Origin of the sequence: Streptomyces formicae, from assembly GCF_002556545.1 — a bacterium.
GTDB lineage: Bacteria > Actinomycetota > Actinomycetes > Streptomycetales > Streptomycetaceae > Streptomyces > Streptomyces formicae_A.
This window is the reverse complement of sequence record NZ_CP022685.1, coordinates 5,137,812-5,159,238: the sequence shown is the minus strand read 5'-3', so window position 1 is coordinate 5,159,238 and position 21,427 is coordinate 5,137,812. Positions and strand designations below refer to the sequence as shown.

The window sequence follows — 21,427 nt, the reverse complement described above, 5'->3', positions numbered from 1 at the left end:
CCTAGCGACCTGTTCCGTGAAACGGCAGGCGCGTCCCCGAACGAGACACCTGAACCACCCAACTCCGCAGCTCAGCACTGCGGCCGGTTGCCTCCGCTGCTCGTCTCGTACGAGCAGTGCTGAGGGGAGCCGGGAGAGACCCGAACTCCTTCGTGAGAGGACTGCCATGGCCAAGCACTCCACGTCGATCCGACACTCGACCGCGCTCGACGGCACCTGGGTCGTCAAGTGCCACTGCGGGTTCCACAAGTACGCGGGACGCAACAAGCTGGCCGCCGCCCAGATCGCCCAGCAGCACAAGAAGGCCAACCGCTGACCCGCCCTGCACCATCTCGTGCCCGTGCCTCTGTCGCTTCCTGGAGTCGTCATGATCGGAACGCTTATCGCGGTGCTCGGCACGCTCGCCGGTGCCGTCGTCGCCGGGTTCATGCAGTACCTGACCACCGCCCGCACCGCGCAGAAGGCCACCGCTGAACAGCGCAGGCAGGCCCTCGCGACCGCGATCCCGGCGCTGCTCGCCGCGCTGGCCCGCCACCGTGAACAGCAGTACCTGAAGCTCGTGGCCCGCCGCGAGGCGCAGGCCGAGACCACCGAAGCGCGTCAGGCCCGCTACGCGGCCCGTACGGCGGTGACCAGCGCCATGGACACCCTGCACATGACCACCCAGGACGACGTCCTGCTGGCGGCCGCGCAGGAAGCGGTCGACGCCGCCATGGCGCTCGGAGACGCGAGCGAGGGCGAGTTGGACGCGGCGGGCCTGCGGGCCCGTGTGGCGCACACCGCGCTGCGTGAGACCGGCGCCCGCCGCGTCTATGCCTGATCCCTACTCGATCGCCCCGAAGGTCCAAGCGCCGGGTTCGACTCCCGGCGGGGGCACTCCGGCCATCACCGGCCGGTCCTTCACTGATCCGACAGGAGCACGTCATGGCGCTGAGCATCGAGGACCTGAAGAACATGGCGTCGACCGTCATCGAGTCGACCGACGGCCCGACGCATCTGGGCAGCGGACAGCAGGTCGATATGGACAGCGAGTCGCAGTACGGCACCAACGCGAACGTGATCGACGGCGACAACCACGGCAGCATCCGCCAGTCCTTCGGCCGCTGACCTACCCCCTGCACTTCCGCCCCGATGGTCCACGCGCCGGGTTCGACTCCCGGCGGGGGCACTCCGGCCGCTGCTCTGCGGCCGTGCCGCGCATCAATCGCGCGGCTTCCTTCCTCAACGGCGCGAGCCCCCGGAGCGGCTACTCCGGGGGCTCTGTTGGGGCCGTTGCCACCTGCTAGGGAGAACACGACCCATGGACCACATCGTCACTGTTCAAGAGGCTGTTACGGCCTTGGCTCCGGATCTGGAGCCCACGGCCGTTGAGCTGGACGCGATCGAGCTGGAGATGCCCGTCATCCTGGCGGACGTCGACCTGCTCGACGCGCAGATCCTCACCCTGGACCGGGTCCCGAACGAGCTGGACGAGCGGCGTCTGCGCCGCGCCCGCCGCAAGGCCCTGGCCGCCCGCGTGACGCTCGCCAACACGGCCGCCGCCATCGCGCCGGGGGTGGGCGCGTGAGTGCCACCGAGCAGAACCTTGCGGCCGCGCACGCTGAGGTGAAGGCGGAGATCGCCCGGACCGACACCAAGACCAGTCTCCTGCTCGCGTTCGTGGGCGCGGTGCTGTCCATCGCCGCGTCGGTCAGCTCCCTGGTATGGAACGTGCCGTGGCTGGTGGCGGTGTCCGCCCTCTGCTTCACCGGGCAGGTCATCGGCTGGCGCCACCACGTCCGCCAGAGGGGCGGTGCAGCATGATGCGCCTCGTCACCAGGAAGCGCCTGGCACTGCTCGAAGCCGACACGCATGCCGCGTTCGAGCGAGCCCGCCAGGCGACCGAGACCGCGAGCCGGGCTGCTGCCCGGCACGTGGAGGAGCTGGCCGCCGCCACCGCCCGCGCCGAGCGTGCGGAGGCAAGCAAGCGCGGGGTTGAGGCGATGCTGGCCGGTGCGGTGGACGAACTGAGCGCCGCGCAGGAAGACCTTCTGCTGAAGGGCATCGAGCTACGGCGCCTGCGCGAGGAACTCGCGGAGGCGCTCGTACCGGCCCGGCAGGTGTTCGTGCTCGTGCACTACGGCACCCCGACGATGGTCTACCGCAGTCGCGAGGACGCCTACGCCGACACCGCCACCCACGGGGTTCCGGCGGACCGCGCGTGGGGTCCTGCCCGGGGATTTTGGGCGGATGCGGAATGGCGGCTCGCGACGTTCACCTATGACGTGGATGCGCGGGGATTTCGTGGGGCGCTCACCCCGGTCGCGGAACCGGTCGGGGGTGCGGCGTGAACGCTGTTCATATCCGTTCAGCGGAGAAGGCGCTGTCCATCGGCACGTGGCTGATCGTGTTCGGGGCGATGCTCTACTCCGTCTTGACGGTCACGCCGCTGATGGCCCAGCACACCGCCGACACGTGGGCGTGGACGGCTCCGATCCTGCCGCTCGTGGTCGATGCGGCCGTGGTGATCGTGGTCAAGCTCGATGACGTGTTGGCCCGCCTGGGCGGGTGCGGCGGACGCTGGCCCGTGGTGCTGCGGTGGATGACCGGCCTGATGACGCTGGCCCTCAACACGGCTGACTCCGCATTGAAGAAGGACCTGGTCGGCATGTCCGTCCACGCCGTGGCGCCGCTGCTGCTCATCGTCACGGCCGAGACGGGCCTTGCCTACCGGCGCGCCATCGCAAGGGCCGTCAGCAGCCTGGAAGCCCAGCAGAAGGCCGAGCGCGTACAGCGGGAGCAGGCGGCCCGCGAGCGTGCCGAGCAGGCCCGCGCTGAGGCCCGCGAGGAACGCGAGCACGCCGCGCGGTTGGCGCGTGAACAGCGCGACCATGAAGCCCGCCTGGCTCGTGAACAGAGCGAGCGCGAGGAGCGTCGTCGTCGTGAGGAGCGCGAGGCGCGCGAGCGGTCGGAGGCTGTTGAGCGGGAGGCTCGTGAACGCCGTGAACGCGAGCATGAACAGCGTGAACGCGAGCGCCTCACGCGTGAACGCCAGGCCCGCGAGCGGGCGGAAGCGGAACGGCGTGAGCGCGCTGCGGCAGCCGAGCGTGAACACCGTGAACGTCAGGAGCGGGCCGAGCGTGAACGCGCCGCGCTCCTGAGCCGGGGCCTCGCTGAGCACAAGCTGCCCGAGGATGAGGCGCGCCGGATCGTGGCCGCCGCGTTCCAGGCCAGTGTTTCGGTGCGGCAGGCGGCGGAGTTGTGCGGCTGGTCGGTCGGGTGGGTTTCTTCCCGCTTTGCCGAGCACCGCGAGCCCGCCCTTGAGGCCGTGTGATGGCCACCGCGTATGCCGAGTGCTTCGACCCGACCGGCGCCCGATACGGCCTGCCCACCTTCCCGTGGAAGTTCGCCCCGGACGGGCTCTGCACGCGCAGGCAGTTGCGCGCCCAGGGTCTGCGTCCGGGCGGTCAGCCGATAGCGGCCCAGCTCATGCGCCTTTCGCGCCGCCGCAAGTCCGGCGCGGCGATCGCCTACCTCTACTGGGTGGACCGGGCGTTGCCGGTGCGGCCGATGACGTCGCGCAGGTGCGGGGCGCTCGCGCTGGCGATGCTCGCCCGGCGCACCTGCCCCGTGTGCGGGGTGGTCTACAGCTACTGCCTGCCGACGTCGCTCGGCATGTGCGTGCTGTGCCACGACGCCCGCCGTACCTCTACCCCCTGACCAGGCACGTTTCCCTTGCGAGGAGAACCCCTGTGGGTACCCCTGACACGAACCGGATCGACCGCGATATCCGCACCACCAAGCGCAAGCTCGAAGCCGCCCGCAAGCGTGAGATGTGGGCGCTGAACGGCCGTGAGCGCCGCGCCATCTTGTCCGCCGTGGCGAGCGGGTCGGCCAAGGTCGTGCGGCACAAGAGCACGTCCGGGCCGGACGCGAAGGGCGAACAGACCTGGGAGTCGGCCGCGATCCGTCTCCAGGCGGAGGTCGGCGCGCTGGAGATCGAGCGGGCCGAGGCCGTGAAGCGGGCCGCCGCCGACAAGGCCGCCAAGAAGGCCAAGAAGTCGTCGGGCTGGTGGTGACCGTGGCCGCCAAACCGGCGCCTGCGGGTGAGTGTCCGCAGTGCTGGCAGCACGCGTACGACAAGAGCATTCACCGCCGCCTGGGGCCGCGTGAGGACTGCCCGTCGTGCGTGGACCACATGGTCAACGGCTGCCCCTTCCTCGTGCCCAAGTAGCCGTCCCGCTGGTGGTGACCCACCGCCCGCCGATGCGCTGAGCCTCCCGCATCCGCGCCTCTTTTCGGGGTGGCCGCCGCCTGCCGCGCGGCCACCCCGCACCCCAACGTTCCGCCCCTGCCAGGGGCAGTCAGGAGTGATGCCGTCATGAGCGGCACCATCGTTCACCTGCACAAAGACCCGGCCCAGAGTTATGCCGGCATAAATCCCGACCTCCCCGCGGCTTCCACCCCGGACGGGCCCGAGCGGCCGTTGTGGGTGCGCTCCGGACGTGCCATCCGCCACGCGGTCACGCACGAACGCACCCGTGAGGCGGGCCGGTTGGCCGTGCGCCACAGCATGTACGTGGTGGGTGGCACCCGGATCGTGGCCCGCCGCACCTGGGACGGCCGCACCGGAGCCCGCTACGAACGCCTCCTGCGCGCCGCCGAAGCCGCCGGAAACTACGAGGTGGCCGCCGAGTGGGAAGAGCGGCTTCAGCGCTTCCGGGAGGCCCGTCACCGCCGCCGCATGGACCTCCTCACGTCCCCCGTGGACGTGGCCAAGGGCCTCGCGGTCGGCACCGGAGCGGGCATCGGCTCCCTCGTTGGGCTCGGGGTGGTGCTCGCTGTCGCGAACGAGGACGTCGGCGACGTTCTCACGCCGTTGATGGCGGTGATCGAGTTCATCCGCCTGCTCGTCACGATCGTGTCCGTGGTGTGGGGTCCCGCGCTGCGGATCGGGCCGTTGCTGGCGCTGCTCGCGCTGTGGAGCGTGGGCCGCCACTCCCAGGCCGCCCCCACCTGGGCCCTGCCCGAGCGGGTCCGCTCCGGTGAGGGCGAGCCCATCACCCCCTCGATCGTCGTCAAGGCGCTGCGGGACCTGGGGGTTCCGGCGCTGCGCAACGCCATCCGAGAGATGGGCGACGCGGGCGCGGCGATGCTGGGTCCGATCCGGATCGCCGGATGCGGCGTGGAGGTCGACGTCACCCTGCCCTCCGGGGTCTCCACCGTGGAAGTGCAGCAGCGCCGCCGCAAGCTCGCGGAGAACCTGACCAGGCACGAGCACGAAGTGTTCATCACGATCCCCGAAGCCGCCCGCACGGTGCGGTTGTGGGTGGCCGACTCCGGCGCGCTAGACGAGCCGATCGGCCCGTCCCCGCTGGTCACCGACGAGACGACGACCGCCGACTACTGCAAGGGCAAGGCCCCGTGGAGCCAGGACCTGCGCGGTGATGCCGCCACGCTCAGCGTGTATCAGCGACACCTGTTGGTGACCGGCCTGTCCAACCAGGGCAAGACCGCCGCCGTGCGGGCTCTGGCTCTGTGGCTGGCCCTGGACAGGTCGGTACAGTTCTGGATCGCCGACCTGAAGGGCATCGGCGACTGGGCCATGTTCGAGGGCATCGCCAGCGTGCTCATCGAGGGCCCTTCCGATGACCACGTCATCGAGGCCACCGAGATGGTCGAGGACGCGGTGGAGGAGATGAACCGCCGCATCGAGGCACGCCGCAAGGACCCGACCATCGTGTTCGCTCCGCTCATCGTCCTGGTGGATGAAGCGCAGCTGGCGTTCATGTGCCCGGTCATCGGTGACGACAAGCGGCCCTACGGCGGAGCCAAGGCCACCAGCCGCTACTTCATGGCGGTCCGCAAAATCCACAACCAGGGGCGCGCGGTCGACGTCCTGATGTGGCAGGGCACCCAGGACCCCACCGACCAGAACCTGCCCAAGCTGGTCCGCGAGGGCGCCCACACCCGCGCCTCCCTCGTGCTGGGCACCGAGTCGCAGGCCCGCATGGCGCTGGGAGACAAGGCCGTCGACGGCGGCGCCGCCCCGCACCTGCTGCGTCAGGGCCTGGACAAGGGCACCCTGGTCGTCGCCTCCGACGGCATCGACATCCCGGCCGGACAGTCGTCCATCACGGTGCGCACGCACTACATCAACGACGACGACGCCAAGGCCATCATCGAGCGCGCCAAGGCGCTGCGCGACAACGTCACCACCCTGCACGCCATCGACCGGGGCGAGCAGCGCGACCCGCTCCGTGACATCTTCTCCGTGCTCGGAGACGCGCCCCGCGTCCGCACCAAGGACGTGCTTGCGCGGCTCGCCTCGCTGAATGCGGACGCCTACGGGAAGTGGTCGTTCATCGACCTCAAGCGCGTCTTGGACGCCGATGGGGCGGAGCCGTACAAGTCCGATGGCGTGATGGTCGTCTCCCGCGACAAGGTCGCCCGCGCGCTCGCCAACCGTCCCGACGACGACGGCGACGGGGACGCTCCGCTTTCCGCGATCGGCTAGAGGGAGCCGACCACTGCCGGGTCAGGGAGGCAGGGAGAACTCCCTACCCGCCTCCCTGCCCCGCCTCCCTCCCTCTGACCTGCGCAAACGATCAATCAGGGAGGCAGGGAGGCACCGCAGGTCAACCCCCTGAAACCCCCTCCACAGCGCCCCCGCAAGGGGGTGCTTCTGCCTCCCTGGACACTCCGATGAAGGGATTCCACATGCACCCCGACACCCCCCAGGCGCCCCCGGCGGGCGCCGGTCTGAGTGAGGAGCAGGCCGAGGTGGCGGCGCGTCGGCTCATCACCGACGCCTACCGGCCCACCGCCTACCGCGACGACACCCCGGTGCCCGCCCACGGCGACACCCCGGCCGTGGCGCAGCCCGGACGCCCGCCGATGAGCCAGGGCGCCACCGACGCCAGCGTGCTCCTGCTCGCCGGGGGCGCCACCACCGTCATGGTCGGCGGCACGGCGGGCGTGCTCATGTACGTCTCCCAGTTCGCCGACCCGCTCGTCTGCGGCCTCGCCTTCGGCGCCCCCACCGCCCTCGTGCTCGCCCTCGCCCGCCTCGCCCAGCGCGCCAAGCCCGCCCCGGACATCCACCACCACTACCAAGGCCCCGTCCACCAGGACCGACGCACCCTCCACAGCCGCACCAACGGCGTGTGGGCCAAGACCCACAACCAGCCGTAACACCCGTCCTCAAGCACAACCACTTCCACGGCTAGCCCAAGGAGTTCTGCCCTTGTTTGAAATCCGCGTGATCTGCGAGCCCGACGACGTCACCAAGGTCAAAGAAACGCTGACCCTCGCGTTCGACCTGACCAGCGCGATCGATGACCGCCCGACTCGCGACGGTCACCGCCGACGCCTGTACACCAAGGCCAAACACCGCACCGTGCCGCCCGTGCAGTGCGCCGTGTGCGGCCAGGGCGTCCAGTGGGTCGACTCCTACCGCGAGGGCTGGTGGGTGCACGCCCACATGGACACCCCCAGCCACGAAGCCGAACCCCCCACCTGGCAGGAGGGCGACCGGCTGATGGCGGCACTCGCTGCGGCCATGAGCGCCTACTGCGGCACCGACGTTCACGGCTTGGTTCGCGCCGACCCGAAGGACATCGCCGTCGTCGCCGCGTCGATCGCCCGCCTCCTGCCCAGCACCTAGCAGCAACGCAAGGGCGGCCCCCGTCTCGCCAAAGCCTGGGGCCGCCCTTGTCACCAGCGCTCATCACAGAACTGGAGACATCCAGCATGACGCAACCCACCGACATCCGGCGAGTGGGCCTGTTGTCCGCCGCCTTAGACGCTGCCGCGCGCGGTTGGCACGTCTTCCCGCTGCGCCCCGGCAGCAAGCGCCCCGCCCTGCACGGCGAGGCATCCTGCCCCCGCACCGGAGTCTGCGCGAGCGGGCACCGCAAGTGGGAGCAGCGCGCCTCCACCGACCCGGACCGCATCCGTGCCGCCTGGTCGACGGACGCGTTCAACGTCGGCATCGCCACCGGCCCTTCCCAGCTGGTCGTCGTCGACCTGGACATGCCCAAGGACAAGGGCAGTTCGGACGCGCCTTGCGGCGCGACGACCTTCGAGGCGCTCTGCGAGCGCGCCGGGCACACCGTCCCCGACACCCACCGAGTGCGGACTGCGAGCGGTGGTGAGCACCTGTACTTCACCACCCCGCCCAGCGTGCGCCTGGCCAACACCGCAGGCTCCATCGCCCCGTTGGTCGACACCCGGGCGTGGGGCGGCTACGTCGTCGCGGCGGGCAGCGCCACTCCCGCCGGACCCTACGAAGCCGTGGGCGGCCCTGTGGCGACCCCGTTGCCCTCGTGGCTCCTGAGCATCCTGAAACCGGCCCCCAGGCCCGCACAGGCGCCCCCACGGGCCGGATCGGGGCAATCCAGCCGATATGTGGATGCAGCGTTCACCAGCGAGGTGAAGAACGTCGCTACCGCTGCCGACGGCACCCGCAACGCAACACTCCTTCGAGCCGCCCGCGCTCTGGGACGGTTCATCGCATCCGGCGACCTCCCCCGCGTCCGGGTTGAGCAGGCTCTTAGAGGGGCGGCGGGGGCCAACGCCACACAGTCGCAGAGCTACTACGACGACGTGATCCGGCGTGCCCTGGACTGGTCCGAGACCCACAACTCACCCCGGGGCAGGGCCACATGAACACCCCCACCACCCCTAAGAGCCCTCCCCGACCCCCGACGGGACCGTGCGCCGCCAAGCCCTCCGCCGCCCCTCCGGCGGTGGGCGAGCCGAAGGGCGTCGCCGAAGGCGTCCCCATTGCTGTTCGCCCTGACCCGCAGGCAGGCGACGGACGGTTCCCCATCGCGTGGCTGCACATCTGCGCCCCGCGCGGCACGGTCCCCACCGCCACCTCCAAGTGCCTGTGCGGCCGTGACCGCAGCGCGGTCGGCCACCACAAGGTGCTCGCCCTCATCGACGACCACGAAGCCCACCGCGACGCATGCCCCCTGCGCCTCCCCCCGGAAGGAAGGGCCGCCGCATGACCAGCCCCATCGACGGCGCCGCACTGCTCAACGAGGTGGAAGCCTTCCACCGCCGCTTCAACGTCTTCCCCCACGAAGCCGCCTACGTCGCAGTCGCGTTGTGGGACGCGCACGCGCACCTGCTCGACTGCTTCGACTCCACCCCGCGCATCGCGTTCCTGTCCCCCGAGCCGGGCTCGGGGAAGACACGGGCATTGGAGATCGTGGAAACCCTCGTGCCGCAGCCCATGACTGCCGTCAACGCGTCCGCCGCCGCGCTCTTCCGCAGCGTGTCCAGCGGGAACGGCAAGCCGACGATCCTGTTCGACGAGATCGACACCGTCTTCGGGCCCAAGGCGGGCGACAACGAGGAGTTGCGCGGCTTCCTGAACGCCGGACACCGCCGTACCGGGGTCACCTACCGGTGCATCGGCGACGGTGGCAACCAGAGCGTGCAAGCCTTCCCCTCGTACTGCGCGGTGGCGGTGGCGGGACTCGGCTCCCTGCCCGACACGATCCTGTCCCGCTCCGTCATCATCCGCATGCGCCGCCGCGCACGGAACGAGACGGTCGAGCCCTTCCGGGCCCGCGTCCACGAAGCCGAAGGCCACAAGCTCCGCGACCAGCTCGCCACCTGGGCCGAACACGCCCGAGGCTTCATCATGGGCGCCTGGCCGGACATGCCCGAAGGGGTCTCCGACCGGCCCGCCGACGTGTGGGAACCGCTGCTCGCCATCGCCGACGCGGCAGGCGGCGACTGGCCCGAGCGGGCCCGCGCCGCGTGCGTGACCCTCGTGAACGCCTCCCGCGCCAACGACAAGGGCAGCATCGGCGTCCGGCTCCTGACGGACCTGCGCGACCACGTCATGCCCGGCATCGACCGCCTGCCCACCGTCGCCATCCTGGACCGCCTCAACTCCATGGACGACGCCCCCTGGGCCGACCTGAACGGCAAGCCACTCGACAACCGGCGCCTGTCCAAGATGCTCGCGGAGTACATGACGGCCGAGAACGAGCCCATCTCCTCCCGCAACATCAAGACCGGCGCGAGCGTCCTCAAGGGCTACCACGCGGCCGATCTCCACGACGCGTGGCAGCGCTACTGCCCCCCGCCCCCCGAAAGTCCGCTACCTCCGCTACCCGGCACCGAAAACCTGGCCTGACCAGCAACAACGCGGTAGCGGCAAGCGCTCTGCTTGCCGCTACCCCATCCGCTACCGCTACCCCGTCCGCTACCTCCCACAGGCCCCCTGACCTGCGAGGTAGCGGCGGTAGCGGAAGTAGCGGACTTCCCAGAAGGGTCTCGGACGACCTGCCGAGGAGGCACCCCGGATGAGCACCGCAGTCCCGCCCACCGAGCAGCTTCTCTACACCCCCAGGGAAGCCGCTTCCGTGCTCCGCTTCGGCCGCTCAACGGTCTACGAGCTGATGGCCGCCGGAGCCCTGAAGTACGTGAAACAGGGGCGCTCACGCCGTATCAAGCGCCGGGATCTTGAAGCGTTCGTCGACAGCCTCGAATCCCTGACCAACTGATCCAGTCCCACCGCGAAGGCCCCGGATCGTTCCGGGGCCTTCGCGTGATTGGAGGAGCAACATGAGCCCCCGCAGGGCCAACAACGAGTCGTCCATCTATTTCGGCGCCGATGGCTGGTGGCACGGCCGCGTCACGATGGGCGTGAAGAACGACGGAAGCCCCGACCGCCGCCACCGCCGCGCCAAGTCCGAACCCGAGATCAAGCGCAAGGTCAAAGAGCTGGAACGCCAGCGCGACCAGGGCCGCGCACCTACCGCAGGGCGCAAGCCGACCGTGGCCACGTGGATGGAGACCTACCTCACCGACATCGCGAGCCTGAAGCTCAAGCCGCGCTCCCTCGACGACTACTGGTCCAAGACCCGCAACGACATCGTCCCGGGCGTCGGCCAGCACCGCATCGACAAGCTCCAGCCCGAGCACCTGGAGCGGATGTACCGGGCCATGCTCGATGCCGGGCACGCCCCCTCCCACGTGGTGAAGGTGCACCGGATCCTGTCGCGCGCGCTGAAGATTGCCCACCGCCGCCGCATGATCAGCGAGAACGTGGCCACCCTCGTGGACCCCCCGAGCGTCGACGAGACCGAGGCCAACCCCTTCAGCAAGGAGGAGGCCAAGGCGTTCCTCGAAGCCGCCGCCAAGCGACCCACCTTCATGAGGTGGATCGTCGGCGTCGGCATGGGCTTCCGGCAGGGCGAGACGCTCGGCCTGCGGTGGCCGTACGTCGATCTGGAAGCAGAGCTGTTCCACCCCAAGTGGCAGCTCCAGCGCCTCACCTGGCGGCATGGGTGCGATGACCCGCACGCCTGCGGGGCGCGTCGCCACCGCTTCGCCCCGTGCCCGTCGAACTGCACCCGGCACGAGGGCTACAAGCGCGGCTGCCCGAAGCCCTGCACCAAGACGTGCACGAAGCACGCGAGCATCTGCCCCCAGCGCAAGGGAGGCGGGCTCGTCTTCACGCGCCCCAAGACCAAGAAGAGCCAGAACCCCGTACCGATCCCGCCCGTCTTCATCCCCTTCCTGCGCGACCACAAGGCGCTGCAAGACGAGATGCGCACCGCAGCCGCGGAACTGTGGCAGGAGCACGACGTGGTGTTCGCGCGCCCCGACGGGCGCCCCTTCGACCCGCGCGCCGACTACGAAGAGTTCAAGGAGCTGCTCGCCGAAGTCGGAATCGACGACCGCCGCCTGTACGACGGGAGCCGCCACACCGCCGGAACGATCCTGAACGAGCTCGGCGTCGACATGCCCACCATCATGGAGATCCTTCGGCACACCCAGATCAGCCAGACCCGCCGCTACGTCAAGGGCCGATCCCACCTGTCCAAGGACGCGATGCGGCGCATGGGCGAGTTCTTCGTACCCGGTCCGCAGGACCCCGATCCGGCCCCCGTCCATGGCTCCACTGAGACCAGAACTGAGACCCCCGAGACCCGCGCGGCCCGCTCCCGCCGACGCCGCCGCATCCGCTGAACGACGAAACCCCAGGTCGGAGTACATCCGACCTGGGGTTCCAAGATGAGCCGCCTTCGGGATTCGAACCCGAGACCTACGCATTACGAGTGCGTTGCTCTGGCCATCTGAGCTAAGGCGGCGCGCCGTCCGCACCATGGTGCGATCAGCAACGCGCCCAAGTCTACACAGTTTCCGGGGGTGCTCCGCACACCCCCTTCGGACGGCTATGAGCAGCGCTTTCCGTCCTTCGGTGCGGTGCCCTTCAGGAGGTAGGCGTCGATCGTCGAGTCGATGCACTCGCTGCCCCGGCCGTACGCCGTGTGGCCGTCGCCCTCGTAGGTGAGGAGGCGGCCCGAGTCGAGCTGCGAGGCCAGGGAGCGGGCCCAGCGGTAGGGGGTGGCCGGGTCGCGGGTCGTGCCGACCACCACGATGGGGGCCGCGCCCTTCGCCTCGATGCGGTGCGGGGTGCCGGTGGCCGCTACCGGCCAGGACGCGCAGTTCAGGGCGGACCAGGCCAGGCCCTCGCCGAAGACCGGGGACGCCTTCTCGAACGCGGGCAGGGACTCGCGGACCTCCTCCGGAGTGGAGAAGGACGGCGGCAGGTCCAGGCAGTTCACGGCGGCGTTGGCGAACATCAGGTTCGCGTACGTGCCGTCGCCGTCCCGCTCGTAGTAGCTGTCGGAGAGCGCGAGCAGGGCCGCGCCGTCCTTCTTCTCGATCGCCGAGGTGAGCGCGTCGCGCAGCTGGGGCCAGGCCCCCTCGTCGTACATCGAGGCGATCACGCCCGTCGTGGCGAGTGCCTCGCCGAGCTTGCGGCCGTCGCCGTCGCCCGTGGGCAGGGGCGCCCGGTCCAGCTCGTCGAAGAAGGACTTCAGGCGCTTCCCGGCCGCATCGGGAGTGCCCGAGCCCAGCGGGCACTCGGCGGCGCGCGCCACGCAGTCCTTCGCGAAGGACTGGAACGCCGTCTCGAAGCCCGCCGTCTGGTCGCGGTTCATCCGGCGCGCGGGCAGCGCCGGGTCCATCGCGCCGTCCAGGACCAGGCGGCCCACGCGCTCCGGGTAGAGGCCCGCGTACGTCGCGCCGAGGAACGTGCCGTACGAGGCGCCCACGTACGACAGCTTCTCGTCGCCGAGTGCCGCCCGCAGGACGTCCATGTCGCGGGCCGCCTCGACCGTGGAGACGTGCGGCAGGACCTTCGCCGAGCGCTTCTCGCAGCCGCCCGCGAACTCGTCGAAGGCGGTGCGGAGTTCACCGGTCTCGCGCCGGTCGTCGGGGGTGACGTCGGTCTGCGTGTACGCGTCCATGTCCTTGCCGTCCAGGCAGGTGACGGGCTCGCTGCGGGCCACGCCGCGCGGGTCGACGGCCACCATGTCGTAGCTCGCCCTGACCTTCGCGGGGTAGCCGAGCGCCGCGTACGACTGGAGGTAGCCGATCGCCGAACCGCCGGGGCCGCCCGGATTGACCAGGAGCGAGCCGAGCCGTCCGCTCTTCTCAGTGGCCTTCTTGCGGGCCACCGCCAGCTTGATGTCCCCCGCGCCCGGCTTTGCGTAGTCGAGTGGGGCCTTCATCGAGGCGCACTCGAACCCGGGGACGCCGCACTCGCGCCAGCTCAGCTTCTGCGCGTAGTACGGCGCGAGTTCCTCGGGTGTCGAACGGGGCAGCGCCGCCATGGAGGCGTCCGCCGTCGAACTCCCCGACGAGCAGCCGGAGATGAGCAGCCCGGCGGTCACGAGCAGCGTGCCGCACGTACGGAAGGTGAGGAGACGGCTGTGCCGGCCGCGACGGCTGATGTCCATCACACGACACTAACTCTCCGCGATGGATTCATCACACACCGTACCCGTACGGGTGACCTCGTCAATCGCCCGACTCCGCGCGGCCGTTCACCACCGTTCGAAGACGGCGACGCAGGGCCGGTGCCGGACGGCGGTGCTCAGCCCGCCCGCAGCGCCACCGTCATCGCCTCGACCGCGAGCAGCGGCGCCACATTGCGGTCGAGCGCGGTGCGGCAGGCGCCGATGGCCTCGATGCGGCGCAGCGTCGACTCGGGCGAGGTGGCGAGCGCCATGCGCTGCAACATGTCCTGCACCTCGGTGTTGGCGATGGCCACTCCGGAGCCCAGTTGCAGGGCGAGGACGTCGCGGTAGAGCCCGGTCAGGTCGATGAGCGCGAGGTCCAGGCTGTCGCGCTGCGTACGGGTCTTGCGGCGCTTCTGCTTGTCCTCCAGGTCCTTCATGACGCCCGCGGTGCCGCGCGGCATCCGGCCGCCCTGCCCCCCGCCGAGCGCCGCCTTCAGCTCCTCGGTCTCCTTGGTGTCGACCTCTTCGGCGACCTGCTTGGCGTCGTCCGACGCCGTGTCGATCAGCTCCTGCGCCGCCTTCAGACAGCCGCCGATCTCCTGCACGCGCTGCGGCAGCTTGAGCACCGCGGCCCTGCGCTCGCGCGCCCGCGGGTCGGTGGCCAGGCGCCGGGCCCTGCCGATGTGCCCCTGCGTGGCCCGCGCGGCGGCCGCGGCGACGTCCGGCTCGATGCCGTCCCTGCGGATCAGCACGTCGGCGACGGCCGCCACCGGAGGCGTACGCAGCGTCAGATGGCGGCAACGGGAGCGGATGGTCGGCAGCACGTCCTCCAGAGAGGGCGCGCACAGGAGCCACACGGTGCGCGGAGCGGGCTCCTCGACGGCCTTCAGGAGCACGTTCCCCGCGCCCTCGGTGAGGCGGTCGGCGTCCTCCAGGACGATGACCTGCCAGCGGCCGACGGCGGGCGAGAGCTGGGCGCGCCTGACCAGGTCACGGGTCTCCTTGACGCCGATGGACAGCAGGTCGGTGCGGACGACCTCCACGTCCGCGTGCGTACCGACCAGGCTCGTGTGGCAGCCGTCGCAGAAGCCGCAGCCGGGGGCGCCGCCGAGCGCGCGGTCCGGGCTGGTGCACTGGAGGGCGGCGGCGAAGGCGCGCGCGGCCGTGGACCTGCCGGATCCCGGCGGGCCCGTGAACAGCCAGGCGTGCGTCATCTTCGACGACTCGGGCTGCGGCGCGGCAGCGGCGACCGCGGTCACGAGCGCGTCGGCGTCCCGGGCCGCGGCCCCGAGCTGGTCGCTCACCCGCTCCTGCCCCACCAGGTCGTCCCACACGCTCATGGGGTCACCGCCTCCGCCTTGCTCTCCGCACGTTCCGCGTTACGTCCGCGCCATCGTGTTCATTGTGGGACATGGCACTGACATCGCCGACGGCACCGCGTGGTGTCAGCCGCGACGACCGCGTCGGCGTCCGCCGCGGCCCTCGTCCTCGTCGTCGTGCGAGCCGAGCAGTTCGTCCGCGAGCGACGGCAGGTCGTCCAGCGGCGTCTCCTCCGCCCAGTCCGAACGGGGCCGCTGCCGGGGCTCGCCCTGCTCGTCGACCTGCGGCAGCTCGCGCGTACGGTCGTCGGACCCGTCGGGCGAGGGGCGCTCGTCCCGGAAGTAGCCGGGCGGCACCTTGTCCTCCTGGACCTGCGGCAGCACCGCGGTCTCGTCCGCGGCCCCGGGGACGGGCGGCTGCGGCAGCACCGCGGTGTCCTCCGGGCTGGGCCCGTCGGCCCGGACCTGCGGCAGTACGGCCGTCTCGTCGGCCGCTCCGGAGGGCGGCGTCGGCGTCACGATCGGCGTGGGCACGGTCGTCTCGTTGTCGTGAACGGCGGGGGCGTCGGCCTGCGCGGGCTGCTCCGCCTTCGCGGACTGCTCCCCCTTCGCGGACTGCTCCCCCTTCGCGGGCTGCTCCGCCTTCTTCGGCCGCGAGACCGATCCCGTACCGGCGCCAGCGCCAGCACCAGCACCGGCACCACCAACACCAACACCAGCACTCGCACTTGCCTGCGCCGCCTTCGTAGCCGCAGCCTGAGCCGCCGCAGCGGCCTGCGCCGCGGCGAGCCGACGCGCCTCCTCGGCCCGCAGCAGCGCCTCCTCCGCCTTGCGCTGCTTCTCCAGCCTGCGCTCCTCGGCCTCGGCCCGCAGCCGCGCCTCTTCCTCAGCCTCCAGGCGGCGCCGCTCCTCCTCTGCGGCCCTGACCTTCTCCTCCGCGAGGAGCCTGGCCTGCTCCTCCTCGGCCTTGCGGCGCGCTTCCTCGGCGCGCTTCCTGGCCTCCTCGGCCTGGCGCTCGGCCTCGCGGCGCTGGGCTTCCTCCAGCTCGCGCCGCTTGCGCTCCTCCTCCTCGGCACGGAGCTTGGCGAGCTGCTCCTGGCGCTCACGCTCCAGGCGCTCCTCCTCGGCCTTGCGCGCGGCCTCTTCCTCGGCCTTGCGCCGGGCCTCTTCCTCGGCGGCCTTGCGGGCCTCTTCCTGTGCCTTGATCTCGGCTTCGGAGAGCGGCAGGACCGTGTCGAGCCGGTGCCGGATCACGGTGGTGACCGCCTCCGGCTCCTGGGCCGCGTCGACGACCAGGTAGCGGCCGGGGTCGGCGGCGGCGAGGGTGAGGAAACCGGACCGTACGCGCGCGTGGAACTCGGCGGGCTCCGACTCGAGGCGGTCGGGCGCCTCCGTGAACCGCTCGCGGGCGGCCTCGGGCGCCACGTCGAGCAGGCACGTCAGGTGCGGTACGAGACCGCCGGTGGCCCAGCGGTTGATGCGGGCGACCTCGGTGGGCGACAGATCGCGTCCCGCGCCCTGGTAGGCGACGGACGAGTCGATGTACCGGTCGGAGATGACGACGGCGCCGCGCTCCAGGGCGGGCCGTACGACGGTGTCGACGTGCTCGGCACGGTCCGCCGCGTACAGCAGGGCCTCGGCGCGGTGCGAGAGACCGGCCGACGACACGTCGAGCAGGATCGACCGCAGCCGCTTGCCGACCGGCGTGGCGCCCGGCTCACGCGTGACGACGACCTCGTGCCCCTTGGCGCGGATCCACTCGGCGAGCGCCTCGGCCTGCGTCGACTTGCCCGCTCCGTCGCCGCCTTCGAGGGCGATGAAGAAGCCGGTGGCCGCTGCCAGCTGCACCGGGTCGTCGCCGCCGCGCAGCGCGTCCCGCAGGTCGTGCCTGAGCGGCACGCCCTGGCGGTCGTCGGCCTTGGCGAGGACGAGCGCGGCCACCGGCAGGAGCAGCGCGCCGACCAGCATCAGCGTGAAGGAGGCGCCGCCGTGGTCGAAGACGAACTTGCCGTTGACCATCCGGTGCGGTCCGATGCCCGCGGCGACCGCCGGGGCGATCAGGGCGCCGAGCGCGACACAGAGGCGTACGACCGCCTGGAGGTGCTCGGTCGTACGGGCCCTGCGGTAGTCCTCGACCTCCTGGTCGAGGAGCGCGTGCCCGATGTTCGCCGCGACGCCCGCGCAGGTCCCGGCGAGGCCGAGGAGCAGCAGCACGGTCGTCACGTCGGGCACGAGGCCCGCGGCGAGCAGCGCGATGCCGGTGAGGGCGATGGCGATGGCGAGCAGCCTGCGGCGCGAGAGCGAGGGCAGCAGGGCGGGCGCGGTGCGGATGCCGACGACGGTGCCGCCGGTCAGGGCGAGGACGATCAGGCCGTACGTGACGGGCCCGCCGCCGAGGTCCTTGGCGTGCAGCACGCCGACGGCGACGGCCGCGGCGACGGCCGTCGCGACCGCGGCGCAGGCGGCGACGAACAGCGGGATCGCGCCCGTGCGCCCCTTGTCGGTACCGGATCCGGTGCGCGGCCTGCGCAGTCCTTCGAGCGGGCTACGCGCGCGTGGCGTGTGCGTACCGGGAAGTTCGAGGAAGTAGACGATCGAGAGCGCCGCGGCGAAGAGCCCGGCCGCGACGAACGAGGCGAGCCCCGCCTGGTGCAGCTCGAACCAGTCGAGCCCGGCGCCGAGGAGGTTGCCGATGAGCGTGATGGCGACGAGGGCGGCGGCCGCGAGGGGCAGCGACACGAATCCCGTACGCAGCGAGAGGCGCCGCAGCGCGTCCATGTGGTCGGGCAGCGGCCGCACCGTCGCGCCCTCCAGGGGCGGCGCGGGCAGCAGCGCGGGGGCGGCGCTCTCCCTGGCGACGGTCCAGAAGCGCTCGGCGACGCCGATCACGAAGGAGGTCACCAGGACCATCGCGAGGGCGTTGTCCGGGGTCCAGTCGATCCACAGGGGCGCGACGATCAGCAGCGCGGCCCGCACCGCGTCGGCCCCGACCATCGTCCAGCGCCGGTCGAGCGGCCCGTCCGGAGAGGTGAGGGAGGTGAGCGGTCCGAGGAGCACCGCTCCGAAGAGCAGGGTCGCGAGGACGCGCGCGCCGAAGACGGCGGTGACGGCGAGGGCCACGCCCCGGTAGCCGCCGCCGAAGGCCGCTTCGGAGATGGCCGCCTGGAGCGTGAGGATCACCAGGACGAGCAGGGCGAGCGCGTCGCCGACACTGCCGACGAGCTGGGCGCTCCACAAGCGCTTCAGTTGCGGTACGCGCAGCAAGGCGCGGACCGCACGCTCTCGTGAATCTGCGACCAGGGCGTCGTCGGGGGCCGGGGTTCCGGCCGTTGGCTGCTCTGCACGCGTCATCCGTCCAGCCTATCCGGAGTGTGTGACACCCCGAAGGGGCGCCCGAACAAACGGGCGCCCCTTCGGGTTACGGCTCACACACTCGGCGTACCGGCGTTTCCGACGTACCGCTCGGCGTCGGACGAAGCCGACGTCGCGCGTACCTCGCGTACTACTCAGCGTCGGACGAAGCAGACTTCGCGGCTGCCGTCTTCTTCGTGGCGGCCTTCTTCGTCGTCGTCTTCTTCGCGGTCGTCTTCGCGGCCGTCGTCTTCTTGGCGGCGGTTTTCTTGGCTGCCGTCTTCTTGGCGGCGGTCTTCTTCGCGGGGGCCTTCTTCGCCGCCTTCTTGGCGGTCTTCTTCGCGGGCCCCTTCGCCCGCTTCTCCGCGAGGAGCTCGTAGCCCCTCTCCGGAGTGATGTCCTCGACGGAGTCGGCCGCGCGCAGGGTCGCGTTCGTCTCGCCGTCGGTGACGTACGCCCCGAAGCGGCCGTCCTTGACGACGACCGGCTGTCCGCTGACCGGGTCCTGGCCGAGCTCCTTCAGCGGCGGCTTGGCGGCGGCGCGGCCGCGCTGCTTCGGCTTGGAGTAGATCTCCAGGGCCTCTTCAAGCGTGATGCCGAAGAGCTGCTCCTCGTTCTCCAGGGAGCGCGAGTCGGTGCCCTTCTTCAGATACGGGCCGTACCGGCCGTTCTGCGCGGTGATCTCCACGCCCTCGGCATCGGCGCCCACCACGCGCGGCAGGGACATCAGCTTGAGGGCGTCGGCGAGGGTGACCGTGTCGAGCGACATGGACTTGAAGAGCGACGCCGTACGCGGCTTGACCGCGTTCTTGCCGGTCTTCGGAGTGCCCTCGGGGAGCACCTCGGTGACGTACGGGCCGTACCGGCCGTCCTTGGCGACGATCTGGTGGCCCGTGGTCGGGTCGGCGCCGAGCTCGAAGTCACCGCTCGGCTTGGCGAGCAGCTCCTCCGCGTACTCGACGGTCAGCTCGTCCGGCGCCAGGTCGTCGGGGACGTCGGCGCGCTGGTGGTTCTCGGAGTCCCGCTCGCCGCGCTCCACGTAGGGGCCGTAGCGGCCCACGCGGAGCACGATGCCGTCGCCGACGGGGAAGGACGAGATCTCCCGGGCGTCGATCGCGCCGAGGTCGGTGACGAGCTCCTTGAGGCCACCGAGGTGGTCGCCGTCGCCGTTGCCCGCGTCGGAGGCCGCGCCCGTGGCGTCGCCCTCGCCGAAGTAGAAGCGCTTCAGCCACGGCACGGCCTGCGCCTCGCCGCGCGCGATGCGGTCGAGGTCGTCCTCCATCTTGGCGGTGAAGTCGTAGTCGACGAGCCGCCCGAAGTGCTTCTCCAGGAGGTTGACCACGGCGAACGACAGGAAGGACGGCACGAGGGCCGTGCCCTTCTTGAAGACGTAGCCGCGGTCCAGGATCGTGCCGATGATCGACGAGTACGTCGAGGGGCGGCCGATCTCGCGCTCTTCGAGCTCCTTGATCAGCGAGGCTTCGGTGTAGCGGGCCGGGGGCTTGGTCGCGTGGCCGTCGACCGAGATCTCGTCGGCGGTGAGCGCGTCGCCCTGGTTGACCTGCGGGAGCCTGCGCTCGCGGTCGTCCAGTTCGGCGTTCGGGTCGTCGGCGCCCTCTACGTATGCCTTGAGGAAGCCGTGGAAGGTGATGGTCTTGCCGGACGCGCTGAACTCGGCGTCGCGGCCGTCGGCGGCGCGGCCACCGATCTTGACCGTGACGGAGTTGCCCGTCGCGTCCTTCATCTGGGAGGCGACGGTCCGCTTCCAGATCAGCTCGTAGAGCCGGAACTGGTCGCCGGTCAGACCGGTCTCGGCGGGCGTGCGGAAACGATCACCCGACGGACGGATCGCCTCGTGCGCCTCCTGCGCGTTCTTGACCTTCCCGGCGTACACCCGCGGCTTGTCCGGCAGGTAGTCGCTGCCGTAGAGCTGCGTGACCTGGGCGCGGGCGGCGTTGATCGCCGTGTCGGACAGCGTCGTGGAGTCCGTACGCATATAGGTGATGAAGCCGTTCTCGTACAGCTTCTGGGCCACCTGCATGGTCGCCTTCGCGCCGAAGCCGAGCTTGCGCGAGGCCTCCTGCTGCATCGTCGTCGTACGGAAGGGTGCGTACGGCGAGCGGCGGTAGGGCTTGGACTCGACCGACCGTACGGAGAAGTCCGTGTCCTGGAGCGCGGCGGCGAGGGCGCGGGCGTTGGCCTCGTCCAGGTGCAGCGTGTCGGACTTGAGCTGCCCCACCGAGTTGAAGTCGCGGCCCTGCGCCACGCGCTTGCCGTCGACCGTGGTGAGGCGGGCGACCAGCTGCGCGGGATCGGAGGCGTCACCGGTGCGGCCCGTGCCGAACGTGCCGGTCAGGTCCCAGTACTCGGCGGAGCGGAAGGCGATGCGCTCGCGCTCACGCTCGACGACGAGACGGGTCGCCACCGACTGCACACGGCCCGCCGACAGGCGCGGCATGACCTTCTTCCACAGGACCGGCGAGACCTCGTAGCCGTACAGGCGGTCGAGGATGCGGCGGGTCTCCTGGGCGTCGACCATGCGCTTGTTGAGCTCGCGCGGGTTGGCGACGGCGGCGCGGATCGCGTCCTTGGTGATCTCGTGGAAGACCATCCGGTGGACGGGGACCTTGGGCTTCAGGACCTCGAGGAGGTGCCACGCGATGGCTTCGCCCTCGCGGTCCTCATCGGTGGCGAGGAAGAGTTCGTCGGACTCCTTCAGGAGGTCCTTGAGCTTCTTGACCTGCGACTTCTTGTCGGCGTTGACGACGTAGATCGGTTCGAAGTCGTTCTCGACGTCCACGCCGAGGCGGCGCACCTCGCCGGTGTACTTGTCGGGCACCTCCGCGGCGCCGTTGGGAAGGTCACGGATGTGCCCGACGCTGGCCTCGACTACGTAGCCGGGGCCGAGGTAGCTCTTGATCGTCTTCGCCTTGGCAGGCGACTCGACGATGACGAGTCGGCGGCCGCCCTGTGCGGTCTCGCTGGTCGGGGACAACTTCG

The 21,427-nt window shown here is 71.0% G+C and carries 21 protein-coding genes, 1 tRNA gene and 1 pseudogene; 18 read left to right on the top strand and 5 right to left on the bottom strand.

Translation table 11 applies throughout. The features are described from left to right. Nucleotides 1-166 precede the first annotated feature (166 nt). The 18 genes and pseudogenes from KY5_RS41875 (at nt 167) to KY5_RS22210 (ending at nt 11,976) form a co-directional block, all read left to right on the top strand. Nucleotides 167-316, top strand: a complete 150-nt coding sequence (locus KY5_RS41875) for a hypothetical protein (RefSeq protein WP_159072583.1) — start codon at nt 167-169, stop codon at nt 314-316. 51 nt (nt 317-367) lie between these two features. Then, the gene (locus tag KY5_RS22290; RefSeq protein WP_098243916.1) at nt 368-820 is read left to right on the top strand and encodes a hypothetical protein; all 453 of its coding nucleotides are present in this window, start codon (nt 368-370) and stop codon (nt 818-820) included. A 104-nt stretch (nt 821-924) separates the two neighbouring features. Next, on the top strand, nt 925-1,107 hold the full coding sequence (locus KY5_RS22285) for a hypothetical protein (protein ID WP_098243915.1): 183 nt from the start codon (nt 925-927) through the stop codon (nt 1,105-1,107). Between the two features lie 193 nt (nt 1,108-1,300). Next, nucleotides 1,301-1,567 carry a DUF6284 family protein gene (locus tag KY5_RS22280; protein ID WP_098243914.1) on the top strand — a complete coding sequence of 89 codons (267 nt, stop codon included), beginning with the start codon at nt 1,301-1,303 and terminating at the stop codon, nt 1,565-1,567. Further along, nucleotides 1,564-1,695 (top strand): annotated as a pseudogene (locus KY5_RS22275) (integral membrane plasmid transfer protein); the annotation flags it as partial. The gene KY5_RS22280 and the pseudogene KY5_RS22275, both read left to right, overlap by 4 nt. A gap of 104 nt (nt 1,696-1,799) precedes the next feature. Continuing rightward, a complete protein-coding gene (locus tag KY5_RS22270; protein ID WP_098243913.1) occupies nt 1,800-2,330 on the top strand; it encodes a hypothetical protein in 531 nt (176 codons plus the stop codon). After that, on the top strand, nt 2,327-3,313 hold the full coding sequence (locus KY5_RS22265) for a DUF2637 domain-containing protein (protein ID WP_098243912.1): 987 nt from the start codon (nt 2,327-2,329) through the stop codon (nt 3,311-3,313). The genes KY5_RS22270 and KY5_RS22265 overlap by 4 nt, the downstream gene beginning before the upstream one ends. Continuing rightward, nucleotides 3,313-3,699: an RRQRL motif-containing zinc-binding protein gene (locus tag KY5_RS22260; RefSeq protein WP_098243911.1), complete on the top strand. Its 387-nt coding sequence runs from the start codon at nt 3,313-3,315 to the stop codon at nt 3,697-3,699. Before KY5_RS22265 ends, KY5_RS22260 begins: the two co-directional genes overlap by 1 nt. Nucleotides 3,700-3,731: 32 nt before the next feature. Continuing rightward, nucleotides 3,732-4,058 (top strand): hypothetical protein, encoded by a 327-nt coding sequence (locus KY5_RS22255; protein WP_098243910.1) that lies wholly within the window; start codon nt 3,732-3,734, stop codon nt 4,056-4,058. Beyond that, complete coding sequence (locus KY5_RS22250) at nt 4,055-4,213, top strand: pRL2-8 (protein WP_098247403.1); 159 nt, start codon at nt 4,055-4,057, stop codon at nt 4,211-4,213. The genes KY5_RS22255 and KY5_RS22250 overlap by 4 nt, the downstream gene beginning before the upstream one ends. 147 nt (nt 4,214-4,360) lie before the next feature. Beyond that, complete coding sequence (locus KY5_RS22245; protein WP_098243909.1) at nt 4,361-6,496, top strand: FtsK/SpoIIIE domain-containing protein; 2,136 nt, start codon at nt 4,361-4,363, stop codon at nt 6,494-6,496. 203 nt (nt 6,497-6,699) lie between these two features. Continuing rightward, the gene (locus KY5_RS22240) at nt 6,700-7,173 is read left to right on the top strand and encodes a hypothetical protein (RefSeq protein ID WP_098247402.1); all 474 of its coding nucleotides are present in this window, start codon (nt 6,700-6,702) and stop codon (nt 7,171-7,173) included. Between the two features lie 52 nt (nt 7,174-7,225). Beyond that, the gene (locus KY5_RS22235) at nt 7,226-7,645 is read left to right on the top strand and encodes a hypothetical protein (protein ID WP_159072582.1); all 420 of its coding nucleotides are present in this window, start codon (nt 7,226-7,228) and stop codon (nt 7,643-7,645) included. An 86-nt stretch (nt 7,646-7,731) separates the two neighbouring features. Further along, nucleotides 7,732-8,649, top strand: coding sequence for a bifunctional DNA primase/polymerase (locus KY5_RS22230; RefSeq protein WP_098243907.1), 918 nt, complete (start codon nt 7,732-7,734; stop codon nt 8,647-8,649). A gap of 80 nt (nt 8,650-8,729) precedes the next feature. Beyond that, a complete protein-coding gene (locus KY5_RS22225) occupies nt 8,730-8,993 on the top strand; it encodes a hypothetical protein (RefSeq protein ID WP_234362809.1) in 264 nt (87 codons plus the stop codon). Continuing rightward, nucleotides 8,990-10,135 (top strand): DUF3631 domain-containing protein, encoded by a 1,146-nt coding sequence (locus KY5_RS22220; RefSeq protein ID WP_098243906.1) that lies wholly within the window; start codon nt 8,990-8,992, stop codon nt 10,133-10,135. Before KY5_RS22225 ends, KY5_RS22220 begins: the two co-directional genes overlap by 4 nt. Before the next feature lie 169 nt (nt 10,136-10,304). Continuing rightward, entirely contained in the window at nt 10,305-10,505 is a 201-nt protein-coding gene (locus KY5_RS22215) for a helix-turn-helix domain-containing protein (protein WP_098243905.1), read from the top strand. Between the two features lie 61 nt (nt 10,506-10,566). Next, a complete protein-coding gene (locus tag KY5_RS22210; protein WP_098243904.1) occupies nt 10,567-11,976 on the top strand; it encodes a tyrosine-type recombinase/integrase in 1,410 nt (469 codons plus the stop codon). A 48-nt stretch (nt 11,977-12,024) separates the two neighbouring features. On the opposite strand, the gene KY5_RS22205 is transcribed toward KY5_RS22210, so the two are convergent. From KY5_RS22205 to topA, 5 genes are all read right to left on the bottom strand, one after another. After that, nucleotides 12,025-12,098: transfer RNA gene (locus KY5_RS22205), tRNA-Thr, on the bottom strand. Nucleotides 12,099-12,182: 84 nt separating this feature from the next. Beyond that, nucleotides 12,183-13,754: an alpha/beta hydrolase gene (locus KY5_RS22200; protein ID WP_098243903.1), complete on the bottom strand. Its 1,572-nt coding sequence runs from the start codon at nt 13,752-13,754 to the stop codon at nt 12,183-12,185. Between the two features lie 137 nt (nt 13,755-13,891). Then, nucleotides 13,892-15,097 (bottom strand): DNA polymerase III subunit delta', encoded by a 1,206-nt coding sequence (locus KY5_RS22195; protein ID WP_098243902.1) that lies wholly within the window; start codon nt 15,095-15,097, stop codon nt 13,892-13,894. Between the two features lie 105 nt (nt 15,098-15,202). Then, the gene (tmk, locus tag KY5_RS22190; protein ID WP_098243901.1) at nt 15,203-18,427 is read right to left on the bottom strand and encodes a dTMP kinase; all 3,225 of its coding nucleotides are present in this window, start codon (nt 18,425-18,427) and stop codon (nt 15,203-15,205) included. Nucleotides 18,428-18,578: 151 nt separating this feature from the next. Continuing rightward, a complete protein-coding gene (gene topA / locus KY5_RS22185; protein ID WP_098243900.1) occupies nt 18,579-21,422 on the bottom strand; it encodes a type I DNA topoisomerase in 2,844 nt (947 codons plus the stop codon). Nucleotides 21,423-21,427 lie beyond the last annotated feature (5 nt).